This window comes from Brevibacterium limosum (assembly GCF_011617705.1).
In the GTDB taxonomy this organism is placed as follows: Bacteria; Actinomycetota; Actinomycetes; order Actinomycetales; family Brevibacteriaceae; genus Brevibacterium; species Brevibacterium limosum.
On the sequence record NZ_CP050154.1, the window covers coordinates 1,510,712 to 1,526,256 of the forward strand.

General features: G+C 64.2%; 15 protein-coding genes. 14 read left to right on the forward strand and 1 reads right to left on the reverse strand.

The features are described from left to right. The first annotated feature begins 206 nt into the window (after window positions 1-206). The 11 genes from GUY37_RS06785 to miaA all read left to right on the forward strand — a co-directional run bounded on the left by GUY37_RS06785 (window position 207) and on the right by miaA (window position 10,855). Window positions 207-2,990, forward strand: a complete 2,784-nt coding sequence (locus GUY37_RS06785) for an FtsK/SpoIIIE family DNA translocase (protein WP_166823733.1) — start codon at window positions 207-209, stop codon at window positions 2,988-2,990. Window positions 2,991-3,115: 125 nt separating this feature from the next. After that, window positions 3,116-3,766, forward strand: a complete 651-nt coding sequence (gene pgsA / locus GUY37_RS06790) for a CDP-diacylglycerol--glycerol-3-phosphate 3-phosphatidyltransferase (RefSeq protein WP_166823736.1) — start codon at window positions 3,116-3,118, stop codon at window positions 3,764-3,766. After that, window positions 3,759-4,298: a CinA family protein gene (locus tag GUY37_RS06795; RefSeq protein WP_228278405.1), complete on the forward strand. Its 540-nt coding sequence runs from the start codon at window positions 3,759-3,761 to the stop codon at window positions 4,296-4,298. The genes pgsA and GUY37_RS06795 overlap by 8 nt, the downstream gene beginning before the upstream one ends. A gap of 177 nt (window positions 4,299-4,475) precedes the next feature. Continuing rightward, on the forward strand, window positions 4,476-4,805 hold the full coding sequence (locus GUY37_RS06800; RefSeq protein WP_062244061.1) for a helix-turn-helix domain-containing protein: 330 nt from the start codon (window positions 4,476-4,478) through the stop codon (window positions 4,803-4,805). Further along, window positions 4,805-5,032 carry a DUF3046 domain-containing protein gene (locus tag GUY37_RS06805; RefSeq protein WP_135809558.1) on the forward strand — a complete coding sequence of 76 codons (228 nt, stop codon included), beginning with the start codon at window positions 4,805-4,807 and terminating at the stop codon, window positions 5,030-5,032. The genes GUY37_RS06800 and GUY37_RS06805 overlap by 1 nt, the downstream gene beginning before the upstream one ends. A gap of 63 nt (window positions 5,033-5,095) precedes the next feature. Continuing rightward, entirely contained in the window at window positions 5,096-5,503 is a 408-nt protein-coding gene (locus tag GUY37_RS06810; protein ID WP_166823742.1) for a VOC family protein, read from the forward strand. Window positions 5,504-5,694: 191 nt separating this feature from the next. After that, complete coding sequence (gene recA / locus GUY37_RS06815) at window positions 5,695-6,786, forward strand: recombinase RecA (RefSeq protein ID WP_166823745.1); 1,092 nt, start codon at window positions 5,695-5,697, stop codon at window positions 6,784-6,786. Further along, entirely contained in the window at window positions 6,767-7,681 is a 915-nt protein-coding gene (locus tag GUY37_RS06820; RefSeq protein ID WP_166823748.1) for a regulatory protein RecX, read from the forward strand. The genes recA and GUY37_RS06820 overlap by 20 nt, the downstream gene beginning before the upstream one ends. A gap of 35 nt (window positions 7,682-7,716) precedes the next feature. After that, window positions 7,717-9,213 carry a tRNA (N6-isopentenyl adenosine(37)-C2)-methylthiotransferase MiaB gene (gene miaB, locus GUY37_RS06825; RefSeq protein ID WP_166823751.1) on the forward strand — a complete coding sequence of 499 codons (1,497 nt, stop codon included), beginning with the start codon at window positions 7,717-7,719 and terminating at the stop codon, window positions 9,211-9,213. 1 nt (window position 9,214) lies between these two features. Then, window positions 9,215-9,880: a hypothetical protein gene (locus GUY37_RS06830; RefSeq protein ID WP_166823754.1), complete on the forward strand. Its 666-nt coding sequence runs from the start codon at window positions 9,215-9,217 to the stop codon at window positions 9,878-9,880. Between the two features lie 6 nt (window positions 9,881-9,886). Continuing rightward, window positions 9,887-10,855: a tRNA (adenosine(37)-N6)-dimethylallyltransferase MiaA gene (gene miaA / locus GUY37_RS06835; RefSeq protein WP_407645398.1), complete on the forward strand. Its 969-nt coding sequence runs from the start codon at window positions 9,887-9,889 to the stop codon at window positions 10,853-10,855. Between the two features lie 91 nt (window positions 10,856-10,946). On the opposite strand, the gene GUY37_RS06840 is transcribed toward miaA, so the two are convergent. Beyond that, window positions 10,947-12,305: an MFS transporter gene (locus tag GUY37_RS06840; RefSeq protein ID WP_166823757.1), complete on the reverse strand. Its 1,359-nt coding sequence runs from the start codon at window positions 12,303-12,305 to the stop codon at window positions 10,947-10,949. Window positions 12,306-12,560: 255 nt separating this feature from the next. Here GUY37_RS06840 and GUY37_RS06845 point away from each other — a divergent pair, with 255 nt between their 5' ends. The 3 genes from GUY37_RS06845 to GUY37_RS06855 all read left to right on the forward strand — a co-directional run bounded on the left by GUY37_RS06845 (window position 12,561) and on the right by GUY37_RS06855 (window position 15,530). Beyond that, a complete protein-coding gene (locus GUY37_RS06845) occupies window positions 12,561-13,412 on the forward strand; it encodes a methylenetetrahydrofolate reductase (RefSeq protein ID WP_228278406.1) in 852 nt (283 codons plus the stop codon). A 59-nt stretch (window positions 13,413-13,471) separates the two neighbouring features. Beyond that, the gene (ligM, locus tag GUY37_RS06850) at window positions 13,472-14,875 is read left to right on the forward strand and encodes a vanillate/3-O-methylgallate O-demethylase (RefSeq protein ID WP_166823760.1); all 1,404 of its coding nucleotides are present in this window, start codon (window positions 13,472-13,474) and stop codon (window positions 14,873-14,875) included. Between the two features lie 73 nt (window positions 14,876-14,948). Then, entirely contained in the window at window positions 14,949-15,530 is a 582-nt protein-coding gene (locus GUY37_RS06855) for a PadR family transcriptional regulator (protein WP_166823763.1), read from the forward strand. The last annotated feature ends 15 nt before the right edge of the window (window positions 15,531-15,545 follow it).

Sequence of the window (15,545 nt, forward strand, 5' to 3'; positions counted from 1 at the left end):
GCCCCGCCACACGCCGAAACCTGCGGATTTGCTGGGCAGGAGCGCAATATCGTCCTAAGATGAGAGACATGGCGACCAGAACGACTTCCCCCGCTTCTGGTTCCGGGAAACGCACAGCGCGCAAAAACGCTGGTCGGTCCGGTCAAGCGGGGACCGAAGAACCCGGGACAAACGTTGTCACCGGTGCATGGAGGGGAGTGGCCCACATGGCCGGAAACCGTGCGCGAAAGACTCTCAGCGACGAACCGACCGATCAATCACCGACGAAGCGGGACGGCACAGCCTTCTTCCTCATCGGACTCTCGATCATCATCGCCGCCTTCGAATGGTGGAACATCCCCGGCGCGATCAGCGATGGCGTCCGCGGAATCGTCGAAGGCACCTTCGGCCGGGTGGCACTCGCCCTGCCGGTGATCTTCACCTGCTACGCGATCCGCCTGTTCCTGCGCGGCGACGACAACCGCGGCAACAACCGCATCCTCATCGGGATGATCTTCGGCCTGCTCGCGGCCTCGGGCCTGGCCCATATCGCCGCCGGCAATCCGACCTTCACGAACTCCCGCGATGCCATGGCCAACGGGGGAGGCGCGGTCGGCTTCGTCGTGTCCTCACCGCTGGTCGTCGCGACCACCGTGTACGTGGCGGTGCCGCTGCTCGTCCTCCTCGGCCTGTTCTCCCTGCTCGTGGTCACTGCGACCCCGGTGCGGGCTATCCCGCAGCGCCTCACCGCTCTGTACTACCGACTCACCGGTGGGGCCCGGCCTGAGACCGACGCCGAGGCGGCCGAGACCGAACAGTCCGACCTCGTTGCCGAGAACGGCCGCACCTCCGACCTCAAGCCCGTGATGGGCGCCAAGCGCCGCAGCCGGAAGAAGAAGACCGAGATCCCCGATCTCGACTCCGAATCCGCCGACGATGACACCACGACGAAGGCCTACGACAAGGCCTACATCCACGAGAACGACGTCAGCGACGAAGAAGCCGACACCACACGCATCGAGACCGACCCCGAGCCGAAGCTCAAGCCAGGCCAGCGCCGCCCGACCAAGGCCGAACGCGAGATGGCCGAGCTGAAGAAGACCATCGGGATGGACGACGCCGCCGCCAACCAGGCGACGAAGTCCGAACCCGCTGCCGCCTCGGCGCCGGTGCCAGTGACGAATGCGCCCGCCCCACCGCCCACGGAGCAGCTGCCCGAACGCGTCGAGCAGCTCACCCTGGCCGGGGACGTCACCTACACCCTGCCCGCCTCGGACAACCTCCAGCCCGGACCTCCCGCGAAGGAGCGCTCCGAGGCCAACGACCGCGTCGTCGAAGCCCTGCGCGACGTGCTTACGCAGTTCAAGATCGACGCCGAGGTCACCGGCTTCTCCCGTGGTCCCACCGTCACCCGATACGAGGTGGAGCTGGGCCCCGGCACGAAGGTCGAGAAGGTCACAGCGCTGTCGAAGAACATCGCCTATGCCGTGGCCAGCGCCGACGTGCGCATCCTCTCGCCGATCCCCGGCAAGAAGGCCATCGGCATCGAGATCCCGAACTCCGACCGCGAGAATGTCGCCCTCGGCGATGTGCTGCGGTCGAAGGCCGCCCGCAAGACCGACCACCCGATGGTCATGGGCGTGGGCAAGGACGTCGAAGGCGGATTCGTCGTCGCCGACCTCTCGAAGATGCCCCACCTGCTTGTCGCCGGTGCCACCGGTGCCGGTAAGTCGAGCTTCGTGAACTCCATGATCACCTCGATCATGATGCGCGCGACTCCCGACGAGGTCCGCATGATCCTCGTCGATCCCAAGCGCGTGGAACTGACGATCTACGAGGGCATCCCGCACCTGATCACCCCGATCATCACGAACCCGAAGAAGGCCGCCGAGGCGCTCGAATGGGTCGTGCGCGAAATGGACGCCCGCTACGACGACCTCGCGAACTACGGGTTCAAGCACGTCAAGGAGTTCAACAAGGCCGTCCGCGAGGGCCGCATCCAGCCGCCCGCCGGATCCGAACGCGTCCTCCAGCCCTACCCGTACCTGCTGGTCGTCGTCGACGAGCTCGCCGACCTCATGATGGTCGCCCCGCGCGACGTCGAAGCCTCGATCCAGCGCATCACCCAGCTCGCCCGTGCCGCCGGCATCCACCTCATCCTCGCCACGCAGCGACCCAGCGTCGATGTCGTCACCGGCCTCATCAAGGCCAACGTGCCCTCTCGTCTGGCCTTCGCGACCTCCTCGCTGGCCGACTCGCGAGTCGTGCTCGACCAGCCCGGCGCGGAGAAGCTCATCGGCCAAGGTGACGCCCTGTTCCTGCCCATGGGTGCGGCCAAGCCGATGCGTGTCCAGGGTGCCTGGGTCAACGAGTCCGAGATCGAGAAGGTCGTCGAACACGTCAAGGGCCAGCTGACACCGAACTACCGCGAAGACGTGGCCGTCGAAGCGCCGAAGAAGCAGATCGACGAGGACATCGGAGACGACCTCGAGCTGCTGCTCCAGGCGATCGAGCAGGTCGTGACCACGCAGTTCGGGTCGACCTCGATGCTCCAGCGCAAGCTGCGCGTCGGCTTCGCCAAGGCCGGCCGCCTCATGGACCTCATGGAGTCCCGCGGCATCGTCGGACCCTCCGAAGGGTCGAAGGCCCGCGACGTGCTCGTGCGCCCCGACGACCTGCCCGGCACCCTGGCCATCATCAAGGGCGAGACCCCGCCCGAGGATTCCGGCGCGGCTGAGGCACCGAACGGCAGCGGCCAGAACCACGGCGGACAGGGTCACGGTCAGTCCGGCCACGCCTCGGCTGCCGATGACTACGACGAGGAGTTCGACGACGACTACGGCGAGACCTCACACGGCTCGGCTGCGTCGCACGGCGCAGCTTCGTCCGACCGCTACGCCCACGGAGTCGGCCACGCCGGCGACCTCACCGTCGGCGATACCGACCCGGAGACCGGGCTCGAGGTCGTCGAAGCCAGCGGAGAGGACGCGTGGCAGCTCACCGGGCGATGATCTGATCCGAACCCCACCCCTCGCCGAGGCGGCGCACCGTTGAAACGGGGCGCCGCCTCGGCGATTGTGGTTGAGATGTCCGTGGTTGGAATGATCTGCTCAGCTCACTCCGATAGGCTGGAGGCGTGAACGATCGAGTCGAGGCCGGAGCCTCTCAGCAGCCCTCCGCAGAACCGAGCCCGTGGAATATCCCGAACGCGCTCACGGTGCTGCGCATCCTCATGGTGCCCCTCTTCCTGGTGCTGCTGCTCATCGACGGCGGCAACGATGTGACACTGCGCTGGTGGGCGCTCGTCGTGTTCCTGCTGGCCATGTTCACCGACTTCGTCGACGGATACCTGGCCAGGCGAAACAACCTCATCACGAACTTCGGCAAGATCGCCGATCCCATCGCCGACAAGTCACTCATGGCCGCCGCCCTGATCGGTCTGGCGATCATCGTCGAACTTCCGTGGTGGGTGCCGGTGATCATCCTCGTGCGCGAGTTCGGCATCACCGTGCTGCGGTTCTTCATGATCCGCATCATTGTCATGCCCGCCTCGCGCGGCGGCAAGATCAAGACCGTGCTGCAGACCGCGGCGATCGGACTGTTCCTGCTCCTCTTCCCGCTCTCGGACGTGGTGCCCTCACTCGTGTACGTCATCCTCCTCGTCATCGCGTGGATCATCATGACCGCGGCCATCGTCGTCACCATCGTCACCGGCGTCGACTACTGCGTGCAGGCGGCGAAGCTGTACAAGGATGCGAAGAGCGGTGGGGACGCGCAGCGTGGTTGAAGCCGAGCTGTTCGCGACCACGCGGCGCATCATCTCCACCTGCACTCGACTGGGGATCTCTCTGGCATCGGCGGAATCGCTGACCGGCGGACGCTTCGTCGCCTCACTCGTCGACGTGCCGGGGGCCTCGGCCGTGGTGCGTGGGGGACTGGTCACCTACGCCACGGACCTCAAGGCGAGCCTGGCCGGCGTCGATGCCGACCACCTCGAGGAGACCGGACCGATCGACCCGGTCGTCGCCGCGCAGATGGCCGTCGGCACCGCCGTGCAGTGCGTCGCCGATATCGGGATCTCGTGCACCGGCGTCGCGGGACCCGATCCTCAGGACGGCAAACCCGTCGGTCTCGTCTACACCGCGATCGCCTTCGGAGGGAAGGCGAAGGTCTTCGAACACGAGTTCACCGGCGACCGAGACGCCATCCGCAAGCAGACGGTGCAGGCGATGGCGGTCAACCTCGACGAATTCGTCGCCGAACTCGCTTTCGGGCCAGAGAGCGGGCAGGGGACCGGTCGTGGGACGGCCGTGGAATAAGTCGGCACGCCGCGGGGTTGAGCAAGTGATGACCATCGGACGAATATTCTCCAAAGACTTCGAATGGACTGGCAAAACCATCCGCTCGGGCCACCAGGTTGGTGCAGTGTCACAGCCAGGTTGTAAAGTTGTTGGAACCACCATGACGGGACGCGCTGACAAAGGGAGGGCCGCGTTATGTTACTGAGAGTCGAAATCGGCGACGCACTTCGTTCCGCCCGCCGTCGTCAAGGACGCACCCTGCGCGACGTCTCGACCGGGGCCAGCGTTTCGCTGGGCTACCTCAGCGAGATCGAACGCGGACAGAAGGAAGCCTCCTCGGAGCTGCTGTCTGCGATCTGTGAGGCACTCGACCTGCCGCTGTCGGCGCTGCTGTCGTCCGTATCCGATCGCTTCGCACTCGAAGAGGGCGTGCAGATCCCCGACACCATTCCGCAGGAGCTCTCGGACAAGATCCTCGGCCACCCCGAGGGATACTCTTCTCCGCGCCTGGCCGCCAAGCCCTGATGCGGCACACGCTCTACTGGATCCTCATGAACGAGGAGTTCGGTGAGGCTCGTGCCGCCTCCCTGCACACCGACCTGACTCTGAGTTCACTGGGCTCGCGGACGGCCGAAGAGGCATTCTCCGCCGGGGTCGAACCCCGCGACATCTGGATCGCCGTGTGCGATTCCATGGGTGTGCCCGAATCCCGCCGCCTCGGCAAGGAGAAACCGCGGTCGACGCCGTTCTGATTGTTCGCAGTTGCGCGTATCTTTCTCTGCCGACGCGGTGCCGGCCGCGTGTAGACTGATCGCATGAGTCAGGCGGTCCCCTTCATCACCTTTCAGCCCAGTCGCGGCCAGAGCGCGGGCGACGCCATGAAGACCTACCTCGAGCTCTTCACAGATGGGCGAGTGATCCTCGACAACCGATACGGTCCCGATGGACCTGGGGCAGAGGGAACGGTCATCATGTCCGAGATCGAGATCGCCGGCCAGAGACTGCGATTCAGCGACAGCTTCGTCGCACACGAGTGGGACATCACTCCCGGTGTCTCTCTCATGGTCGACTGCGAATCGAGCGAGGAACTCGAACGCCTCTTCACCGCGCTGAGCGTGCAGGGGACTGTGTACATGCCGCTCGATGACTACGGATTCGGGCCATTCGGCTGGGTGGGCGACCGCTTCGGCCTCACCTGGCAGCTGGGCCTGGCGTCGGCCTAGTCTCCGCAGAGACACGCGACACACCCGAATATATAGAACACCTGTTCCCATGTGGGTTATCCTGGTGAGGAATCACGGGACCTGTGACCATGAGTGGCTGGTTATCCACGGGGGAATCGCCTCCTCTGTCGTTATGTCAGTGCCATCTTCTAGCCTTGGTCTCAACGGAAAAGCAACGAAGAGGAGACGTCATGGCACGTACACCCAAGAACCTCCAGGTTCCCACCGGCGGAGACAAGTCGAAGGCGCTCGACGCCGCGCTGGGTCAGATCGATCGCAACTACGGCAAGGGCGCGATCATGCGCCTCGGCGACAGTGTTCGTGAGCCCATCGCCTCCATCCCGACGGGTTCGGTCGCTCTCGACATCGCTCTGGGCATCGGCGGTCTGCCGCGCGGCCGCGTCGTCGAGATCTACGGTCCGGAATCCTCCGGTAAGACGACCGTGGCTCTCCACGCCGTGGCGAATGCTCAGAAGGCCGGCGGAATCGCTGCCTTCATCGATGCCGAGCACGCCCTCGACCCCGAGTATGCGAAGAAGCTCGGCGTCGACACCGACCAGCTCCTCGTCTCCCAGCCGGACACGGGTGAGCAGGCGCTCGAGATCGCCGATATGCTCATCCGCTCCGGAGCCCTCGACATCATCGTCATCGACTCCGTCGCAGCCCTCGTGCCCAAGGCTGAGATCGAAGGCGAGATGGGTGACAGCCACGTCGGTCTCCAGGCTCGCCTGATGTCGCAGGCTCTGCGTAAGATCACCGGTGCCCTCGCGCAGTCGAAGACCACCGCGATCTTCATCAACCAGCTCCGTGAGAAGGTCGGAGTCTTCTTCGGTTCGCCGGAGACCACCTCGGGCGGTAAGGCACTGAAGTTCTACGCCTCCGTGCGCATCGACGTCCGCCGCATCGAGACCCTCAAGGAAGGTCAGGACGCGGTCGGCAACCGGACCCGGGCGAAGATCGTGAAGAACAAGATCGCTCCGCCGTTCAAGCAGGCCGAGTTCGACATCCTCTACGGTCACGGCATCTCCCGCGAGGGCAGCCTCATCGATATGGGCGTCGACAACGGCATCGTGCGCAAGTCCGGCTCCTGGTTCACCTATGACGGCGACCAGCTGGGTCAGGGCAAGGAGAACGTCCGCAACTTCCTCCGCGACAACCCGGGCCTGGCCGAAGAGATCGAGCTGAAGATCAAGCACAAGCTGGGCCTGATCCAGGTCGACGAACCGGAGGAAGACGCCGAGGCGGCCGGAGAAGCACAGACGGATGACGTCGAAGTCTCCTGACGCTCCTTCGGCAGACGATGGGTTGACCAGCATCGAGTCCACCGCATCGACAGCCGAGGTCAGTGCGGGGGACTCAGGCCAGAGTGGCTCGTCTCAGACCGAGACGCTCTCGCAGCTGCGCAGTGCGATCTCGGAGATCGACCAACGCCATGCCGAGGGAGAGGCCGGATTCTTCGCCGGTCTCTCCGGAGTCGATGACGACGACGTCGCTGATCGTGCCCGTTCGGGAACGGGCACGACCTCCCGACGGAAGAAGAAGACGAAGAGTGGGAAACGTCCGCGATCGGAATCCGACAACGGATGGGTCGAAGGCGGTACCGGCTCAACTCCGGACTTCGTCGACGCCCCGGACTTCCTCGCCTCGGACGACTCTGGACCGGATTTCGCCGCCGGACCCGGGCTGAGCTTCGAGGACGAAGACGACGCCCCCGACTTCGACGCGGACTACGCACAGGCGAAGAAGACGGCGATGAACATGCTCGCCATGCGCGATCACTCCAGCGACGAACTGCGCAAGAAACTCCTCAAACGCGACCTCATGCCCGAGGCGATCGACGTCCTCATCGAGAAGCTGCAGAACTCGCGCCTGCTCAACGACGAAGAGTTCGCTCACCGCTTCGCACGGGCACAGCGGGAGAACCGCAAGCTCTCCCGCTCCGTGCTCAAACGAGAACTGAGCAGAAAGGGCATCAGCCCCGAACTGGCCTCCGAAGCCGTGGCCGACATCGACGGTGAGGAAGAGCTCGCCCGCGAAGTGGCCGAGAAGAAAGCCGCCTCCACCCGCCGACTCGACTATGCGGTGCGAGAGCGCCGAATCCTCGGCATGCTCGCCCGCCGCGGCTTCCCCTCGGCGATCTGCATCAAGGTCACACGGGACGTGCTCGCCGAAGACTGAAACGGCACCTGCAGAACGGCTAGAATGGGTGCGCCATGACTGAACTGATTGAATCCCCGACGACATCCGCAACCACCCCTCGCAGCTACGAGGTCAAGACCTACGGATGTCAGATGAACGTGCACGACTCCGAGCGCCTGTCCGGACTGCTCGACGATGCCGGCTACGTTCAGGCGAACACCGACGACCAAGCCGACGTCGTCGTCTTCAACACCTGCGCCGTGCGCGAAAACGCCGACAACCGTCTCTACGGCAACCTCGGCCAGCTCGCGAGGGTCAAAGAGAACCACCCCGGACTCCAGATCGCCGTCGGCGGATGCATGGCACAGAAGGACCGCGACACCATCGTGAAGAAGGCCCCCTGGGTCGACGTGGTCTTCGGCACCCACAACATGGGCTCTCTGCCGGCACTGCTCGAACGCGCCCGCCACAACGAGGAAGCCCAGGTCGAGATCCTCGAAAGCCTCGACGTCTTCCCGTCCACCCTGCCCAGCCGCCGCGACTCCCAGCACTCCGGTTGGGTCTCGATCTCGGTCGGCTGCAACAACACCTGCACCTTCTGCATCGTGCCCAGCCTGCGCGGCAAAGAGAAGGACCGCCGCCCCGGCGACATCCTCGCCGAGGTCGAAGCGCTCGTCGCCGACGGAGTCGTCGAAGTCACCCTGCTCGGCCAGAACGTCAACTCCTACGGTGCCGAATTCCGTGATAAGGGCGCATTCGCGAAACTGCTGCGCGCCGTGGGCAACGTGGAAGGAATCGAACGGGTCCGCTTCACCAGCCCGCACCCGGCCGCATTCTCCGATGACGTCATCGACGCTATGGCTGAGACCCCGACCGTGATGCCGCAGCTGCACATGCCGCTGCAGTCCGGTTCCGACACGATCCTCAAATCCATGCGCCGCTCCTACCGGACCAAGCGGTTCATGAACATCCTCGACACCGTGCGCGAGCGCATCCCACACGCGGCCATCACCACCGACATCATCGTCGGCTTCCCCGGCGAGACCGAAGAGGACTTCCAGGGCACGATGGACATCGTCCGCCGGGCCCGATTCTCCCAGGCCTTCACCTTCCAATACTCCATTCGCCCCGGCACACCCGCGGCGACGATGGACAACCAGGTGCCGAAGGACGTGGTGCAGGAACGATTCGAACGACTCACCGCGCTGCAGGACGAGATCTCCTGGGACGAGAACAGAGCACAGATCGGCCGTGAGGTCGAGGTGCTCGTGACCAAGCTGCCCCACGACGATTCCCCACGCCTGAGCGGCCGTGCCGAAGACAACCGCCTCGTCCACGTCGGAATCCCCGAAGGCACCCAGAAGCCGCGACCCGGCGACTTCGTCACCGCCAGCGTCACCGAGGCGAAGCCCTACTTCCTCCTCGCCGATTCGGGATTCTCCGTGCGCCCGTCCCGCGCCGGCGACGCATACGACCGGGCACAGGCTGACACCTGCGGCGCACCGAGCCCCGGCCAGGGTTCGGCAGGCGCCACGAACCTCGGCATGCCGACCATCCGCCCCCGCGGCTGAGATGGGTGCCTTTGCCATCATCCCGGCAGCCCCCGTGCTGCTCGACGACATCGACCTCAGCGAGACCGCCAGGACGGTCGACCTGCGGACCGCCATCCGCGAGACCTTGAGGACGCAGACCGGTTGGGCTCTGCCGATCGAGACTCTGCCGCCGGTGGCCGGGCTGGGCGGCTGGGGAATCGACCGTGGAGTCGACACTCGAACCGGTCAGCTGCTGTCCGGGAACGAATGGGTCGAGACCGTTGAGGCCCTGACGTCGGAAGAACGTCAGTTCGCCGAGGCGGCCGACTCCGCCGTCATCGTCGCTATTCTTCACGCTCACGCCGCCGACGTCGAAATCGGTCCGCTCGGTTCGAGTGAGAATCTTCTGCTGCCCATCGACCTGTCGGGAGCAGCTACAGAAGACGCCCCCTTGGCTCCGATCGACGGCGCTGCGGAATTCGACACCGCAGTCATCGAGACACTCACCTCCGGGACGACCATGGAGACGAAGAGACTGCTCGAACTCTGTGATCACGCGGAGACCGTGGCCGCCAGCCTCAGTGTGCTTGCCGCCGGGATCCGCCACATCGTCGACCAAGGTGCTCGTGTCTCGACGCTGCAGCCGGTCGTCGACGAATCCGTTCACGAAGTGCATACTCTCTGCGGCACCGGACAGTGGGCGTGATCGCTCATGGCTGAGGGGCAGTCGCCGACTCCGAACGGCATATCGATGCAGCCGGGCGAGCGGTCGACGCCTCCGATCATCACCGTGGTCGGAGCTACCGCCACCGGGAAGTCGGATCTCGCGCTGGATCTGGCCGGCCGCCTCGGCGGGGAGATCATCAACACGGATTCGATGCAGTTCTACCGGGGGATGGACATCGGCACTGCGAAGCTGCCGGTCGAGGAACGGCGGGGGATTGCGCACCACCTCATCGACGTCCTCGACGTCACCGAAGAGGCGAACGTCCAAGACTTTCAGGCACGTGCGCGAACGGCGATCGCGGACATCCGAGGGCGCGGACTGCGGCCGATCCTCGTCGGCGGATCAGGACTCTACGTCCGCGCCGCCGTCGACCATATGGAGTTCCCGGGAACCGATCCCGAGGTGCGAGCCCGGCTCGAGGCAGAGGCCGCGAGGGACCGTTGGGGTCTGCACCGGAAGCTGCGGGAACTCGACCCGAAAGCGGCCGCGAAGATCACCGTCAATGACCAACGACGCATCGCCCGAGCGCTCGAAGTCATCGAACTCACGGGGCGACCCTTCAGCGCTCAGCTGCCGGACTATCAGGAGATCGAACCGACCATCCACATCGGTCTGAGCATGGACCGGCCCGTACTCCATCAGCGGATCGCCACACGCGTCGAACTCATGTGGGACCAAGGCTGGGTCGATGAAGTGCGTTGCCTGCTCGACGCAGGGCTGGCCGAAGGAAAGACCGCGTCGCGCGCCATCGGATACGCACAGATCCAACGCCACCTGACCGGAGAGCTCACCGCCGCCGAGGCGAAGGAAGAGACGGCGATCCGCACCCGGCAGTTCGCACGCCGACAGGACACGTGGTTCCGTCGTGACCCGCGCATCAACTGGATCGACGGAAGCGCCGCAGACGCCGAGCAGAATCTGATGCATGCGCTCGACCTGCTCGCCGAGTCCTGAGCGATGGCCGAGGTCTGAAGCCGAGCAGTGGACAGGCCAGGGCGGGTGCGGGGACACGTAATCAGCGGGGGCTGTCTCCGAAAGGCGCAGGCTACCCGACGGCGGCCGGAGGCTGGTCGCGAACCCGCGGGCGACTGTTTGCCTCGACGTCGATTCCGCGCATGCCCAGGAGCACGACCGAAGCCAAGAGGAGCACCGCTCCGACGAATATGTAGATGGCTTGAGGACTCCATCCGCCGTCCAGCATCGCACCGGTCGCCGTCGGTGCGATGATGGCGCCGAACCGCCCGATTCCGATGCCCCAACCCGCGCCGGTCGAGCGCAGTGTCGATGAGTACGACTGCGGCGTCAGCACATAGAGTCCGGCGATGCAGCCGTTGATCGACATACCGACGAGCACACCGAAGACCACGACGACTGCGACCCACTGCGCCATGAAGATGAAGATCGCCATGAGCACAGCAGCCACCACGGAGAACGTCATGAGCACGGATCGGGTGGACCAGCGTGAGGTGAAGAGGCCGAAGACCACCGAACCGATGGCTCCGCCCAAGGTGAGACCGACGGTGACGATCATCGACAGGGTGTCGGTCAGGCCGGTTTCGTGCATCAGCCGCGGTGTCCACGAATTCACGAAGTAGAACCCGAACATGATGATGAAGAACGTCGTCCAGACGACGAAGGTGACGCGACGATTCCGGCGATTGAACAGCGCCGTGATCCCGGTGCCGACGTCCGAATCTCCGGCTGATGCGGGCCCCCTCGCGTCGATATCGACCGGCCCGTCGAAGCCGAGCCTGCCGGCGATGGCCTCGAGCCTGGTCTGCGAATCGTGCGGCTTCCTGTTGTAGAGGAACGATGGGGACTCCGGCACCAAGAAGACGACGAGCAGGAGTGAGAAGACGGCCAGCGCACCGCCGAGGACGAACACCGACCGCCAGCCGGAATTCGCGATGAGTGCGACCATGACGGATCCTCCGACAGCCGCACCGATTCCGTATCCCGCAGCATAGATGCTGATGACCAGTCCGCGACGCTTGCGCGACGAGTATTCGGCCGAGATGACGTTGGTGGCGACCAGAATGCCTCCGATGCCCAGGCCGGTGACGATGCGCCACAGGCCGAGCTGATTCGCCGACGTCGCGGTCGCGGACATGAAGAGGCCGATCGCATTGACGATGATGGCGATCATGATCATGTTTCTGCGCCCGATCCGGTCTGCCACCGGGCCGAGGACCAGAGCACCGACGGCCATACCGAAGAGCGCTGCACTCATGACCAGGCCGAGGGCCGTCCCGGAGAGCCCGAATTCCTCAGTCACCTGGTTGGAGGAAAAGGAGATGGCCAGGACGTCGTAGCCGTCAAGGGCGTTGAGGAATGTGCAGATCACGACGATCAGCCATTGGTAGAAGGACATCGGCGAGTTGTCGATGCGGGTACGTAGATCCACGAGCAGTCTCCGTCTTTGTGAGGCCTGGTGAAGAGCAGGAACGTCGCTCCGATGCGACTTCCCTATGCAGAGTCCCTATTGAGATAGTGAAAGCGGGTTGCCGGTCACGCTAGCAGAGCCCGGGTCCCAGGGCAATGGTTCGCCGGCGGAGTTCGCGCCGATGGAGCGAATTCACAATCACCTATGGACATAGGCAAATACCTATGTTTATAGTGATTCACGGAACCCATGGAAGTGTTCATGAAAGGCGGCCCCGTGGTCACAGCAACCGGAACCCAGATCGTCGACGACTATTCCCTCGAAATGACGGGCAAGGATGTCGGAAAGCTGCGTGACGCTGCTCATGCCATTCCCCCAGGCACACGCATCAACGTCACCTTCCTCGGCAACGAGGACCTGCGGATGCGGGTCGAAGCTGCGGAAGCGGTCCGCGAGCTGGGCTTCGTGCCGGTGCCGCACATCTCCGCTCGCCGGCTGAAGTCCCAGACCGAACTGGAAGACTTCCTCGGAGAACTTCAGCAGGTCGGTGCTTCGGAGCATGTATTCGTCATCGGGGGAGACCCGAGGGAAGCGGAAGGACCCTACGCCGATTCGCTGTCGGTCATCGACACCGGACTGCTGCCGAACTTTGGAGTGACCGAGGTCGGCATCGCCGGATACCCGGAAGGCCACCCCGATATCGCAACGAGCGACCTGTGGTCTCATCTGGAAGCAAAGACTCAGTCCCTGAAAGACCAGGGACTCGAACGTGTGGTCCTCACCCAGTTCGCTTTCGATGCCGATCGGGTCAGCGAATGGGTCAAGGAGACCCGGGAGCATGGAATCGACTCCCTCGTCCGCATCGGAACTCCCGGCCCTGCCGGAATCAAGCGGCTGCTCGGATATGCGGGCCGATTCGGTGTCGGGACGAGCGCCTCGATCGTCAAGAAGTACGGTTTCTCGCTCACCAATCTTCTCGGCACTGCCGGTCCCGGCAAGTTCCTCACCGAGCTGGCTGACGACATCGACCCTGGTTCGAAGAGCGACGATGTCAAGGTGCATTTCTACACCTTCGGCGGTCTGCTCAACACGGCACAATGGGTCAGCGACTTCTCGGCCGGACGCTGAAGACATGACCATCATCCAGTGACCGCAACGACAAATCAGAACAGAGAGGTTCACATCTCATGACCGACAATCTCCAGCAGCTCCTCGACACCGCCAATCCGGTCGACCTGCTCCGCAATTCCCAGATCGGGTCCTACATCTACCCGGTGGTTCCCGCCGACTTCAGCAATTGGATCAAGGAACAGCGGGCTTGGCGTGAGACGGCTGTCCTCTACGACCAGTCGCACCACATGGACAACGTGTTCCTGCGCGGGTCCGACGCCATCAGACTCATCTCCGACACGGCCATCAACTCGACGGCGAAGTTCGCGGTGAACAAGGCCAAGCAGTACGTTCCCACGACGGCCTCTGGCCATGTCATCGGCGACGGCATCCTCTTCCACGAAGCCGAAGACGAGTACGTCTATGTCGGGCGCGCTCCGGCTTCGAACTGGCTGCTCTACCACGGTGAGACCGGTGGTTACTCGAATCTCGACATCGAGATCGATCGTCGTTCGCCCTCTCGCCCGTACGGCGACGCGGTCTCCCGCCGGTATTACCGATTCCAGATCCAGGGCCCGAACGCGTGGAGCATCATCGAGAAGCTCAATGGCGGCCCGCTCGAGAAGCTCGGATTCTTCAACATGTCGACGATGTCGATCGCCGGCCGGCAGGTCCGCACACTGCGACACGGAATGGCCGGAGCACCGGGCCTCGAGGTCTGGGGCCCGTACGAAGACCACCACCTGATCCGCGACGCCATCATCGAGGCGGGAGCCGAGTTCGGCCTTCTGCCGGTCGGGTCTCGCGCCTACCCGTCGAACACTCTGGAATCCGGCTGGATCCCCTCCCCGCTGCCCGCGATCTACACGGGTGAGGAAGAACGCGGATTCCGTGAATGGCTCGGTGTCGACAGCTACGAGGCGACCGGGACCCTGGCCGGATCGTTCGTCTCGGAGAACATCGAAGACTACTACCTGACTCCGTGGGAGCTCGGCTACGGTTCCTTCGTCAAGTTCGACCATGATTTCATCGGCCGCAGCGCCCTGGAGAACATGAATCCGGCGCAGCAGCGCCGGAAGGTCACGCTGTCCTGGGACGCCGACGACCTCGGCCAGGTATTGTCGTCGCCGCTCAACGTCGACGGTCCCAACTTCAAGTACTTCGATCTGCCTCTTGCCAACTACGGTTCGGCGAACTACGACGCGGTCATCGACGCCGAGGGCAACACGGTCGGGTTCTCGATGTTCACCGGATACTCGGCCAACGAGCGTCGCGGACTGTCACTGGCTGTGGTCGATCCCGAAGTTCCCGAAGGCGCGGAGCTCAAGGTCGTGTGGGGCGAACCGGACGGCGGGACGACCAAGGCATCGGTCGAGCCGCACGAGCAGACCGAAGTCCGTGCCGTCGTCAGCCCCGTCCCGTACTCGACGGTCGCACGTCAGACGTACAAGGGCGGCTGGCGGACCGGCTATACGAACTGACACCGCTATCCTGAAAGGGCCCGGACTTCGGTCCGGGCCCTCTTGGCGTTCGACTTTAGGGAGACCCAGACCAATGAGCCTACGCAGTGCTCTCCTCGTGCTCTTGCGGATTGCACCGATGTCCGGCTACGAGCTGCAGAAGCAGTTCTCGCACTCCGTGGGGTACGTCTGGCATGCTCCCGACTCCCAGATCTATCCCGAGCTGAGGAAGATGGCCGCGGAGGGACTCGTCGAGCCCGAAGAGCAGACGCGGGGGAGCGTGGCCACCAGACGGGTGTATCACGTGACAGACGCGGGCGAGGAGAGCTTCGCCGAATGGATGCGCACTCCGCTGAAGTATCAGCGCACACGAGACGCCGCGCATCTCAAAGCCTCGTACCTGGAGTCAGCCGATCACGACACCCGAATCGCCTTCCTGGGCGATCACATCGCTCATTGGACGTCTGAACTGAAGTGCTGGGAAGACGAAATCGAGAAGATCGACACACTGACCACGCCCATGCTCAACCGGCGTTTGGAAGTGACCCGCCCCGAGGACCGAGAGAAGACGATCGCCTTCAAACGGTTCGCCTATGAGGGATTGGCCGAGAAGGCACGAACCGAGATCGCCTGGGCGAAGAAGGGCCTCGAGCTGGCGAAGAGGTTCGGTCCCTGACCAGAGACTGTATCG

Excerpts from the sequence above, each read along its gene's own strand:
- GUY37_RS06785 (WP_166823733.1), top strand. The coding sequence starts at position 207 with ATGGCCGGAAACCGTGCGCGAAAGACTCTCAGCGACGAACCGACCGAT.
- ligM (WP_166823760.1), top strand. The coding sequence starts at position 13,472 with ATGACCGACAATCTCCAGCAGCTCCTCGACACCGCCAATCCGGTCGAC.
- recA (WP_166823745.1), top strand. The coding sequence starts at position 5,695 with ATGGCACGTACACCCAAGAACCTCCAGGTTCCCACCGGCGGAGACAAG.
- GUY37_RS06810 (WP_166823742.1), top strand. The coding sequence starts at position 5,096 with ATGAGTCAGGCGGTCCCCTTCATCACCTTTCAGCCCAGTCGCGGCCAG.
- GUY37_RS06855 (WP_166823763.1), top strand. The coding sequence starts at position 14,949 with ATGAGCCTACGCAGTGCTCTCCTCGTGCTCTTGCGGATTGCACCGATG.
- GUY37_RS06820 (WP_166823748.1), top strand. The coding sequence starts at position 6,767 with ATGACGTCGAAGTCTCCTGACGCTCCTTCGGCAGACGATGGGTTGACC.
- GUY37_RS06800 (WP_062244061.1), top strand. The coding sequence starts at position 4,476 with ATGTTACTGAGAGTCGAAATCGGCGACGCACTTCGTTCCGCCCGCCGT.
- GUY37_RS06830 (WP_166823754.1), top strand. The coding sequence starts at position 9,215 with ATGGGTGCCTTTGCCATCATCCCGGCAGCCCCCGTGCTGCTCGACGAC.
- miaA (WP_407645398.1), top strand. The coding sequence starts at position 9,887 with ATGGCTGAGGGGCAGTCGCCGACTCCGAACGGCATATCGATGCAGCCG.
- miaB (WP_166823751.1), top strand. The coding sequence starts at position 7,717 with ATGACTGAACTGATTGAATCCCCGACGACATCCGCAACCACCCCTCGC.
- GUY37_RS06805 (WP_135809558.1), top strand. The coding sequence starts at position 4,805 with ATGCGGCACACGCTCTACTGGATCCTCATGAACGAGGAGTTCGGTGAG.